Annotated in this window: 8 protein-coding genes; 7 read left to right on the top strand and 1 reads right to left on the bottom strand. The window is 36.4% G+C overall.

Annotated elements, in window-relative coordinates; all coding sequences use genetic code 11:
* Nucleotides 1-40: 40 nt before the first annotated feature.
* From AACH31_RS02290 to AACH31_RS02315, 6 genes are all read left to right on the top strand, one after another.
* Nucleotides 41-1,225, top strand: a complete 1,185-nt coding sequence (locus AACH31_RS02290; RefSeq protein ID WP_262950350.1) for an AI-2E family transporter — start codon at nt 41-43, stop codon at nt 1,223-1,225.
* A gap of 203 nt (nt 1,226-1,428) precedes the next feature.
* Nucleotides 1,429-2,418, top strand: a complete 990-nt coding sequence (locus AACH31_RS02295) for an SPL family radical SAM protein (RefSeq protein ID WP_161830942.1) — start codon at nt 1,429-1,431, stop codon at nt 2,416-2,418.
* Nucleotides 2,419-2,786: 368 nt separating this feature from the next.
* Nucleotides 2,787-3,152 (top strand): hypothetical protein, encoded by a 366-nt coding sequence (locus AACH31_RS02300; protein WP_262953660.1) that lies wholly within the window; start codon nt 2,787-2,789, stop codon nt 3,150-3,152.
* Between the two features lie 220 nt (nt 3,153-3,372).
* Complete coding sequence (licT, locus tag AACH31_RS02305; RefSeq protein ID WP_161830944.1) at nt 3,373-4,215, top strand: BglG family transcription antiterminator LicT; 843 nt, start codon at nt 3,373-3,375, stop codon at nt 4,213-4,215.
* A 128-nt stretch (nt 4,216-4,343) separates the two neighbouring features.
* The gene (locus AACH31_RS02310) at nt 4,344-6,221 is read left to right on the top strand and encodes a beta-glucoside-specific PTS transporter subunit IIABC (RefSeq protein ID WP_262953659.1); all 1,878 of its coding nucleotides are present in this window, start codon (nt 4,344-4,346) and stop codon (nt 6,219-6,221) included.
* Nucleotides 6,222-6,237: 16 nt separating this feature from the next.
* Entirely contained in the window at nt 6,238-7,680 is a 1,443-nt protein-coding gene (locus AACH31_RS02315; RefSeq protein ID WP_161830946.1) for a glycoside hydrolase family 1 protein, read from the top strand.
* Nucleotides 7,681-8,040: 360 nt separating this feature from the next.
* Here the strand turns inward: AACH31_RS02315 and AACH31_RS02320 are convergent, their stop codons facing one another.
* Nucleotides 8,041-9,126 (bottom strand): LCP family protein, encoded by a 1,086-nt coding sequence (locus AACH31_RS02320; protein WP_237658864.1) that lies wholly within the window; start codon nt 9,124-9,126, stop codon nt 8,041-8,043.
* 190 nt (nt 9,127-9,316) lie between these two features.
* Between AACH31_RS02320 and AACH31_RS02325 the strand changes: the two genes are divergently transcribed.
* The gene (locus AACH31_RS02325; protein ID WP_338617830.1) at nt 9,317-11,752 is read left to right on the top strand and encodes a U32 family peptidase; all 2,436 of its coding nucleotides are present in this window, start codon (nt 9,317-9,319) and stop codon (nt 11,750-11,752) included.
* Nucleotides 11,753-11,785 lie beyond the last annotated feature (33 nt).

Genomic DNA, 11,785 nt, shown 5'->3' on the forward strand with positions numbered 1-11,785 from the left:
AATGAAAGTACTGAGTTAATCAAGGAAATGAGGTTTTTCAATGTTACAACAATTTAAAAGAAATAAAGAGCGTTGGCAAAAGTATTTAGGATATTTCTTAGTTGGAGTAGGCGTTGTCGTTGTTTATTTTACCTTGCGGAATATCCACCTGATTATGGGCAGTCTAAAAAACTTCATTTTACTGATCCGCCCGATTATTATCGCCTTTGCGATTGCTTATATTTTAAATCGTCCGATGCAATGGATTGAGCAGGCGTTAAGTCGGCTCACGAAACGGATGGTTAAACGAGACTTATCGTCGGGGTCGCGACGAGTTATCTCAATTTTAATTTTATTCCTACTCGTTGTTGGAGCGATTTACTTCTTATTTAATAGCATTATTCCTCCAATCTTCACGAATTTACGTTTATTACTCGAGTCGCTTCCAGCCCTTCAATCAAGTATTAATCGCTATATGAATGAGTTTGGTCCGTATGTACAAACGGTGATTACAGAACAACAAATCGATCAAATTTCGCATTTAGTGACCAATATTTTGAGTTCATTAGGAACTCATGCCCTTCAAGTTGGAACAGGCGTGATTACGAATGTGACGGGCTTTGCGATTAGTACGCTAACGACGATTATTTTATCGGTGTACTTTTTAAAAGATAAAGAAGTGTTGATTGATTCGCTTCACAAAGGGGCACAGGCATTACTTTCAACACGTACCTTAAGACGTTGCAAGCAATTGTTAGTCGATTTAGATACGGTATTTGGTGGATTTTTAATCGCCCAATTAATCGCGGCCTTGTTAGCCGGAGTTTGCTCAACGATTATTTTATTAATTATTAATCATCCATTCGCAATTTTAGTCGGATTAGTGACGGGGATTGCTAACGTTATTCCATATATCGGTCCGATTCTTGGAGCGGTGTTAGGATTTGTATTAGCTTTATTTTCAAGTTGGCAACTGGCAGTCTTAACGCTTATTTTATTGACCATTTATCAACAACTCGATGCGAATGTCATTCAACCGAAATTGTTGAGTAATAGTGTTGGACTGAATCCGGTGTGGGTACTGATTGCCATTCTTATTGGCGGACATTATTTAGGCATGCTTGGAATGATTGTGTCGATTCCATCAGCTGCACTCGCTCAAATTTATTTAAGTCGTCGTTATCATCGCCTGAAACAATCTGGGATGTTGACGGAAAAAGGGTTTGCAAGCGATGAAACTAATTAGTGTGGTAAAGAAATAGCAAAATGAAATATTTTTTGTATGTTGGAGTAAAAAACGCTAGAGTTTAAAGGAGCTTTAGCGTTTTTTATTTCAAAGAATTAAATCGGCTAATTTCGTAAAAAATAGTAAAATGGAAAGGAGGGAACTGCTCCGCTTAACACGCTCATGCTCTTTAAGTTTAAGGTGCTACGGGTAGCAGGATTCGGATGTTTAAACCTTATCATGTGTATATTGAAAAAGAGGCCTTGTCTTATAAACAGACAAAGGAACTGAAGAAACAGTTAGAAAGTAGGCATCTTCCTATCGATGTGATTGAGAATGGGCAAACAAAGGTTGCTAAGGGGAGGGATACCTCTGGTGATGAGGTGCTCATGATTAGTGTGTATAAAAACCAGGAATTTAGGGCGGCCCCTCCATTTGCGGATTATGCGATTCCTTTTGTATCGGGGTGCGTAGGAAGGTGTGAATATTGTCGGGCAGCTCAGTGCCGGTCATTTGTGAGGGTATACGTGAATGAAAATGATTTATTGAAAAAGGTAAAAAGATACGCTCAAAAGGGGTTAGCAGTGACGTTTGAAGGTTCTTTAGAGGCGGATCCTATTCCTACGGAACCGTATACGCACGCCTTAGCCCATATGATTGAATTCACGGCTAAGCAGCCGAATGTTTTCTTTACTTTTACGACTAAATTTACAGACGTTGATTCCTTGTTATGCCTAAATCATCAGGAACGGACGAAAGTGCGTTTTTCGATTAATACGGATACCGTGATTTCTAGTTTTGAGGAGGGAACGCCAAGTATGAAAGAGCGGATTATGGCCGCCTTTAAGATGATGAAGGCGGGCTATCCAGTTGGGTTTGTTATTGCGCCTGTCTTCGTTTACCCTAATTGGAAGGAGGACTACCTTATGTTAATTAAACGGCTAAAGGAATATTTAGAATCTGCACATCCCTCCCAACCAGTGACTTTTGAAATTATGGCTCATCGCTTTATGAAAGTTGCTAAAAATCATCTCTTTCAAGTCGTTGAAGATCCCTATCTTCCAGTAGATATTCAAGAAATGTCTTACAAGTATGGCCCTTACTTTTACGGTAAAAACAGTTACGATGTCGCTACGATGGATCAAATAAAGGAGTTATTTGAATTCGGGCTTGCCCATCTCCCATTTAACTATGAGATTAAATATATCGTATAAATCCTAATCTGAGCGCATTAACTATAAAAAATAAAACTCGTAGAGTCTATCCCAAGGGGCGATCTACGAGTTTTTGTTTGATAACATTCATTAATTTTTGGTCGACTGATTCCGTTATTTTTTACGGGGGTGTGACGACTTTTGGCATAAGCGAAAAGTCCCTCATTTGATGGAAAGAAGTTCTCAGGTATAGGTCATCTTCGCTGCTAAATTTTTTCTTCGTTTGACACAGTGATTGGCCATGACTTGAAAAAAGATAAAAAAGAGGGTATCGTCATTTTATCAACTCTTAATATCGAATAATAGTAGGGGGGGGTCATGGATGAAAAAATTTAGTTATCGCTTTTTTAGCTTTTATATGTTTAGCGTTGAGTATAAAAAACATTTCGTGTGTATATCATTCAAAGGAACTATTTATTGAAAAAAATAGTTTACCTGAAAATCAAGTTCCGAAAATCATTCATTCACAAGAAATGATGGATGAATTTATATTCGGCTTCATTCATTCAGAAAATAGGAAAGTTGAGCTACCGGGCTCAAAACCAGATTATGCGATTAAAATCGCCACTAAGCAAAAAAATATTTGGTGGTTAGAAAATTTTATTTGGATCAATCAAGATCAAATCATCACTAGCAACAACAATGATTTAGAAAAAAATGAAGGAACGCTCTATAAAAAAGGAACAGGAATATATCACACGATAAATTCAATTTTAAGTGAAGGAGGGTTATAAATATAATTGATTGCACCTTTACGGCCTGTTTTCATAAGGGATATAATCCAAATATACGTATACTTTTTTTTCCTGTAAAACGCTATCGTAAAGCTTTACAAATAAATTTTTACGTGATATGATGAACGTAAGGATTGTAACTGGTTAGGCAGGCAAAACCCACTTCTATAGGGAGGGTTTTGCCTTTTTTTAATGCCTTTATAATGGGAGGGGAAAGTAGATGTATATTGAAAAGGTACTCAACAATAATGCGTTTATATCTCTGGATGAAAATGGTGAAGAGATAATTGTAATGGGTAAAGGAATAGCGTTTGGAAAGAAGGGGCAGCAAGAAGTTAATCTCACGAATAAAAACTATAAAGTATTTTCATGTAAGGATAAAAGTATTAATCATAAATTAATTAATATTGTTTCGGATTTGCCACAAGAATATATTTTATTAACCCGTAAGATTATTTCGATGTTTGAGAAAGAATATAATAAAAAGTTAAATGAAATTATTTATGTAAGTTTAACGGAACATATTCATGGCGCTATTGAACGTTATCATCAAGGAATTCAAGTGAAAAACCCATTATTAATGGAAATTAAACGACTCTTTGCTGAGGAATATGAAATTGGGCGTCGGGCTTTAACGATGATTCAACAGGAGTTGGGAGTTATATTTGAGGAAGATGAAGCGGGGTATATTGCGTATCATATCGTGAATGCCGAACTTAATAATGATATGATAAATATTGCCAATATAACAAAAGTAATGCAGCAAGTATTAAATGTCATTAAATATCATTTTAAAGTAGAGTTTAATGAGGAATCTAGTACGTATTACCGATTTATTACGCATTTAAAGTTTTTTGCTCAGCGTATTTTTAGTCATAAGGTTTACGAGGATGAGGATACCGAATTATTTTTTATTTTAAAGGAAAAGTATCAGGAGAGTTATCATTGCACCGTGAAAATAAAGGAATTAATCTATCAGAACTATAATTACGAGTTATCACTCGAGGAACAACTGTATTTAATGATTCACATTGAAAGAATTAGAACGAAGTCAATCATATAGATTCGGTAATAATGCTAGATAGTCGACTAGCTTATTATATATAAAAGGTTGTAACTACGTTATAGATATGTATCTATAGACGTAGGCAAAACTTCATTTTATTTGTTTAAATGAATGGAGGAGAAAAAATGGATTGCAAAAAATTAGCAGAAGGAATTCTTGAAAAGGTGGGGGGAAAGGAGAATATTGAATCGGTTGTTCATTGTATGACAAGGCTCCGCTTTGTTTTAAAGGATGAAAATCTAGCAGATGACGATCAAGTAAAAAAAATCGAGGGAGTTATCGGTCTCATGAAGAAGAATGGCCAATACCAGATTATTATTGGTAATGAGGTAGCATCGGTGTATAAGGAGATTTGTACATTAGGTCATTTTAAGGAAAACATGTCAGGTGGTTCAATCAAGAAGAAAAAACAAAACATTATTTCTGAAATCTTGGATATCATCTCAAGTGTCATGTCCCCAGTTATTCCGGCTATCATTGGGGCAGCAATGATTAAAGTTTTATTAACCGTTTTACCGATGTTAGGGTTGTTAAATAATACAAGTCAAACGTATGAATTGTTATCAGTGATTGGGGATGGGGCCTTCTTCTTTATGCCAGTTTTAATTGGAATGTCGGCGGCTAAACGATTTGATGCTAATCCTTATTATGCAGTGAGTATTGCCTTGATTTTGTTACATCCTAATTTCATTGCTCTTTTAAATGGGGCAAATGAGGCAGGAGAAACGATTAAGTTCTTTAATTTAATCCCAGTGACTTATGCTAATTATGCTTATTCAGTCATTCCGATTATTTTATCTGTTGCAATTTTACCTTATATTGAGCGGCTAGTTGATAAAATAACGCCAAGCATTACAAAGAACTTCTTAAAACCAATGCTTGTCATGTTATTTATAGCACCTATTGTTATGGTTGTTATTGGTCCACTTGGGGCTATTTTGGGAGATGGCTTATCGGCCTTTGTTTATTTCATCCAAGATAAATTAGGATTTATTGCGGTTGGTTTAATAGCAGCTATATTCCCATTTATTGTTATGACGGGAATGCATCATGCCTTTACTCCAATTAAATTGGGCGTTTTAGCCACAACAGGTTTTGAAGGATTTATTTGTATCGCAGAATTTTGTTCAAACATGGCTCAAGGGGCGGCTGCATTAGCTGTAGCCATGAAATCTAAGAATTCTGCTACTAAACAAAATGCAGGTTCCTCAGCCTTTTCAGCTCTAGTGGCAGGAATTACAGAGCCAGCATTATACGGAACAAATCTACGTCTAAAGAGACCGATGATTGGAGCTTGCCTAGGAGGATTGATCGGTGGATTAACGGGCGGCTTCTTCCAAGTAAAATGTTATGGAGTAGCAACACCGGCTATTGTAACTCTCCCACAATATCTTGAAGAGGGAAATCCTCAAAGTCTGATTTATATTTTAATTACATTAGGGGTAACGATTGTTTCAACGTTTGTGATTACATATATCGTTGGATTTGAGGAACAAGTTGAAGGAAATAATGAGGAAGTTGCGAACGAGGAGTCTATCCTTCCTTTAAATACGGGAGTAAACATTATGAGTCCTTTAGAAGGGCATATGATTGATTTATCCCAAGTGAATGATGTTACATTTTCTAGTGGAGTAATGGGGGATGGGATTGCGATTATCCCAACAAAGGGCCGAGTGATTGCGCCATTTGATGGAAAAATAGACGTTTTCTTCAAGACGCATCATGCGATAGGGTTAAGAAGTGAAACGGGTGTTGAGTTATTAATTCACGTAGGTTTAGATACTGTAAATCTAGAAGGAAAATACTTTACTCCGTATAAAAAACAAGGAGATTCAATTAAATCAGGTGATGTTATTTTAGAATTTGATTTAGAAAAAATTAAAGAAGCTGGCTATGAATTAACTACACCGATTATTGTTACTAATACACAGCAATTTATGGATATCATTGCTAAGGAAAAAGAGGTTGTAACATTTAATGATCAAGTGTTAGCTATTATTTAATGAGGGGGATATGAGAATGACTTGTTTTAAAATGCCAAAAAATTTTTTATGGGGGAGCGCTTCGGCTGCCTATCAAGTGGAAGGTGCGTATCTAGAAGATGGAAAGGGGCTTTCTAACTGGGATCAATTTGTTAGAATTGAAGGAAAGACCTATAAAGGAACAACGGGGGATGTGGCGGTAGATCACTATCACCGATTTAAGGAAGATGTGAGGCTCATGGCAGAAATGGGGCTTAAAACATACCGTTTCTCTATCTCATGGCCTCGGGTGATTCCGACGGGAAATGGAGAGGTAAACGAGATAGGTTTGAAGTTTTATGAAGATTTAATTGACGAATGTTTAAAATATAACATTGAACCTATGGTTACAATTTTTCACTGGGATCTTCCCCAATCGTTAGTTGATCAATATAATGGATTTGAAAATCGTCGCATTATTGAGGATTTCGTTAACTATGCCAAAATCTTATTTGATCGATTCGGAAATAAAGTGAAGTATTGGATTACCTTGAATGAGCAAAATGTCTTTACCTCATTGGGATGGTTAACAGCCATGCATCCTCCAGGAAAATTTGACGATGAAAAAACATTTTATCAGGTGAATCATCATGCTTTTATGGCCCATGCACAGACAGTCTTATTGTTTAAAAAAATGGTCCCAAATGGGAAAATCGGGGCAAGCTTTGCTTATAGCCCAAGCTATTCACTAGATTGTAATCCAATGAATGCAATGTCTAAAATGGATTTTGATGATATGAAGAATTTTTGGTGGATGGATATGTATGCCTATGGACGATATCCCAAATCAACATTCACTTATTTACAAGGAAAAGGAATTGCTCCACAGTTTGAAGACGATGATCGACAGATTTTAAAGGAGGCCGCTTCAAAGGTTGATTTTATGGGAGTTAATTATTATCAAACAAGTGTGTGTGAATATAATCCTCTTGACGGGGTTACTCCATATGGAACTTTTAATACAACAGGGACAAAGGGTTCGGGTCAAGTGACGGGCCAACCAGGACTATTTAAAAATCCGTCTAACCCTTATTTAAGTACTACAGATTGGGATTGGACAATTGACCCCATGGGACTACGTTATGGATTACGTGAAATTACGAGTCGCTACAATTTACCAATTATTATTTCTGAAAACGGATTGGGCGCTTTCGATAAGAAAGAGGAGGACGAATCAATACATGACCCTTATCGAATTGCTTTTTTAAAGGCACACATCGAAGAACTTAAAGTCGCTATGGCGGAGGGTTGCGAGGTCATCGCCTATTGTACCTGGTCATTTACTGACTTATTAAGTTGGTTAAACGGCTATCAAAAACGTTATGGATTTGTTTATGTTGATCGAGAAGAGGGAGAAGAGGGAGCTAGTTTAAACCGATATAAAAAAGACAGCTATTATTGGTATAAAGAAGTTATCGCATCAAATGGAGAAATTTTATAATTAGAAGTGTAAGATAAGATAAATGGTACTAGATTGACACTATCCTTTTAGGATGGTGTCTTTTTTTAAAATTGATGAATAAATCTTTGGGTGGTCTTATTTAATAGATAGGAAGAGATAAATTCATTTCATTTTTTTGACTCTTGCATGGTTCGAAACTGGAAAATTGGGTTCTTAGAATAACGTAGCCAGAATTATAATTTTTTCGGAAACTTTTTTATAAGCATCTTATAAGAAAAGAGTAAATTTAAAAGGGCTGATTTTAAATAGAAATTTAAATCAGCCCTATCCGATATAATTTTATTGCCTTTTCTAATGACGAGATAGAAGGTTAAGGTTCATCTCAAAGAATGACTTATTTTAGTAAATTCCAGTATAATTAATAATTTTTCGATTAATTTCAAGAAGTCCGCTCGTTGGAGAGTATTCATCAGTCGCGTAAACTTTATCATGCCATTCAACGACGTTTTTTTCTAGTGTCATTGGCACTAAATAGTAAAGGCCGTCTGATAAAATTGAGCCGTAACTTAAGTCAGTCGATGGAATTTGGAGTTGCTCTATTTCTCGCTCTCCGCTTAATAATAATTGAGTTCCAAGTGCGATAATTTCATTGGTTGTTAAATTAGTTTGAATATAAGGTAAAAATTCTTTCATTAAGCCCATTAATTTTACTTTGTTATAAGAAACTGCTTTTTGAACAACAAGTGCAATCACACGTCGTTGACGCTCCATTCGTTCATAATCCCCGTTTCCTACTTTACGAATTCGCATATAGGCAACAGCCTGACGACCGTTAAGTGTTTGAAGACCAATGTCATCGATAAGTGCCGCCTCTTCACCACTCACTTCGACATTCATTTCAGCAATCACACGGTTTAATTCTTGGAGTTCATAATCTTGAACGTCTACTTCGACACCACCTAATTTATTAATAATTCGTTCGACTGCATTGAAGTTGACGGTGACATATTTTTGAATATCTAAATCAAAGTTTTGATTGATGGCAGAAACAGCTAGGGATGGTCCCCCGTAGGCATAGGCATGGTTAATTTTTTCAAATCCGTGTTTTTCATCGATATAGGCAAATGTATCGCGTACCACAGATGTTAAATAAGCCTGGTTTGTTTTATTATTGAAAGAAAAGACCATCATGGCATCTGAACGAGTATTGCTGTATTCATCTTCACGAGAGTCTACCCCGAATAAGGCGATGTTCGTCACACCCATTCCTTTTTTCAGGTCTAAAATTTCCTGTGAAACGTCTAAATCTGTTAATTCTTCACGCTCGACATTCGATAACATTTTATGGGCAGCTCCATAAACGACGCCACCAATGATTAAAAGGAAGAGAATTAATACTAAGAATCCCTTTAAACACCCATACTTTTTCTTTCGCTTTTTAGGCTGTTTTTCCTCCTGTTGCATCTCTACACGTTCCTTACTCATTATCTTCACCTAGTTTCTCATTAAGTCATGTTTAGTCGCGTAAACTCTAATATTTTATAATATGCGAGTATTTATTACAATATTAAAAACTTCCTATTAATATATTTTTACAAAATTTATGTTATTATAACTAGCAATTTATAAAAATCTAAAAAATTGGTCATTGGTCGACTTTCAGATGTATGTTACAATGAAAGAAATTACGAAAATTGGAGCTGATCGAATGCCGACCATTGAATTATTAGCACCAGTAGGTCATCATGAAGGATTATTAGCAGCAGTTAAAAATGGAGCTGATGCCATCTATGTTGGTGGAGCCGCTTTTGGAGCTCGAAAAGAAGCTGCCTTTAGCCATGAAGAATTAGTCGAGGTTATTAAATACAGTCATCTGCATAACGTTAAGGTTTATGTTACAGTTAATACCACTATTTTTGATCAAGAACTCGAAGCGTTAAAAGAATATATTCATTTTCTATATTTAAATGATGTAGATGCGATTATTGTTCAAGATCTTGGGGTAGCACACCTTGTGAAACAACTTTATCCTGATTTTGAACTTCATTTTAGTACCCAAATGACGTTACATAATACTAAAGGGGTCGAATTTGCGAAACATTTCGGAGCTGATCGCGTCGTCGTTGCACGTGAAAACACGCTTGAAGAAATTAAAGCGATGAAAGAGGCGGTAGATATTGACCTTGAAGTTTTCGTCCATGGGGCACTTTGTGTTTGCTACTCAGGACAATGTTTAATGAGTAGTATGATTGGAGCACGTAGTGGAAATCGTGGGGCATGTGCCCAAACATGCCGTCTTCCGTATGAATTAGTAGACCTTTCAACAGGAGAAACATTGGATTCTTCAGTAGGAGACTTTTTATTAAGCCCAAAAGATTTAAAAACGATTGATGAAATTGGGGCCCTTATCGATGCAGGGGTGACCTCATTTAAAATCGAGGGGCGTTTAAAGAAACCAGAATATGTCGCGACGGTTGTTAAGGCATATCGTGAAGCCATTGATCAGTATGTAGCGACACGCAAAATTAAAATTTCCAAGCAAATGCATGAAGATATGGATCAGATTTTTAGCCGTGGGTTTACGAAAGGATATCTTTTTGGTGAGCGCGGATCAAGCCTGATGAGTACGGACCGTCCTAATCATAAGGGGATTCTTATCGGAGAGGTGACCCATGTCAAAGGAAAACGCGCGACAATTGAATTAAAATCCACTCTTGAGGTAGGCGATGGGTTGCGTTTTGTCAGTCTAAATCAAAAGGATCAAGGACTGCAAGTACAAAAGATGTTTGTTAAAGGAAAGACTGTGACTCTTGCAAAAAAAGGAGGCGTGGAGTTAGAACTTCCATTTACCGTTACGAAGGGCATGAAAGTTTATAAGACAACTTCCTTTTCTTTAAGTAAGCGGGCAGCTGTAAATGAAAAATCTATTGATAAAATAAATATTTACGGCGAGGTCAGTGCGAAAAACGGGGAGCCGCTAAAAATAATGGCCTGGGATGACGACTCTAATTTGGTAACGGTAGAAAGTGAAGAATGTTTTGTTGAAGCTCAAACGACGCCTTTATCGCAAAGTCGTTTGAAACAACAATTAGGGAAAACGGGAAGTACACCTTTTAGTTTTGCTTATCTTAATATCACCATGGATGAAGGCATCACGTTACCTATTTCAGTCATTAATAAAATAAGACGTGAGTTGTTAGAAGAATTAGAAAAACGTCGTGTCAAAAAATATGCGGACCGCCAAAAGTCAGTCGTTGAGCCTATCCTCACATCATATGATCAACAGGCTTGTACCCCATCGTTAATGGTTAGTGTCCGAAATATTAAACAATTGAAGGTGACGTTAGCACAAAATATTAAAACGATTTATTATAAAGATATTAAAACGTTAAAACGAGCCGTTGATTTAGCAGATGAATATGGCGCGACAGTTATTCCTCAACTTCCACGGATTATGACAGATGAAGAAATTTCATATGCAGTCTATGTGATTGAAAGTTTACCTATCCAGACAATCATGTTAGGTGAATATGGGATGTATGAGGCATTAAAAAACAAAGATTATACGTTTTTAACGGATTTTTCATTTAACACAAATAATGTTCAAAGTATTGAGGCTTTTAAGTCGCTCGGTATTTCCCAGGTAACATGTTCATATGAAATCAATCAAAGACAGATGCGTCAACTTGTAAAAAACACGCCACTTCCAATCGAAATGGTTGTATATACAAGGATTCCTATGATGATTACTAAACATTGCCCGGTCAAACTTTTAAATCAACAGGAGTTTTGCCGAATGTGTTTGAGCACGCCATTTGGACTAAGAGATCGTAAAAATAAGGTTCTCCCTTTATTGAGAACTGGAAATTGTATTACGGAAATTTTTAATTCGCAACATCTGATTTTAATTGAATTTTTATCTGAACTTCAACAGATGGGTATTCACAATTTCCGCCTAGAGTTTACAAATGAACCGGATGAAATGATAGTAGATGCGATAAAGGTCTACCAACAGGTGCTAGAAACAGGAAGCCTTGATCGTGGATGGCTCGAGTCATATAAAAATCAGGATGATTATACGAAGGGTCATTATCACCGCGGGGTTCAATAATTTACGTATATAAATAAAAAAATTCCTCCATAA

Origin of the sequence: Turicibacter faecis, from assembly GCF_037076425.1 — a bacterium.
Taxonomy (GTDB): Bacteria; Bacillota_I; Bacilli_A; order MOL361; family Turicibacteraceae; genus Turicibacter; species Turicibacter faecis.

What these genes read in the sequence shown, in the direction of transcription:
- AACH31_RS02290 (WP_262950350.1), top strand. Translation starts at nt 41, where the DNA reads ATGTTACAACAATTTAAAAGAAATAAAGAGCGTTGGCAAAAGTATTTA.
- AACH31_RS02295 (WP_161830942.1), top strand. Translation starts at nt 1,429, where the DNA reads ATGTTTAAACCTTATCATGTGTATATTGAAAAAGAGGCCTTGTCTTAT.
- licT (WP_161830944.1), top strand. Translation starts at nt 3,373, where the DNA reads ATGTATATTGAAAAGGTACTCAACAATAATGCGTTTATATCTCTGGAT.
- AACH31_RS02310 (WP_262953659.1), top strand. Translation starts at nt 4,344, where the DNA reads ATGGATTGCAAAAAATTAGCAGAAGGAATTCTTGAAAAGGTGGGGGGA.
- AACH31_RS02315 (WP_161830946.1), top strand. Translation starts at nt 6,238, where the DNA reads ATGACTTGTTTTAAAATGCCAAAAAATTTTTTATGGGGGAGCGCTTCG.
- AACH31_RS02320 (WP_237658864.1), bottom strand. Translation starts at nt 9,126, where the DNA reads ATGAGTAAGGAACGTGTAGAGATGCAACAGGAGGAAAAACAGCCTAAA.
- AACH31_RS02325 (WP_338617830.1), top strand. Translation starts at nt 9,317, where the DNA reads ATGAAAGAAATTACGAAAATTGGAGCTGATCGAATGCCGACCATTGAA.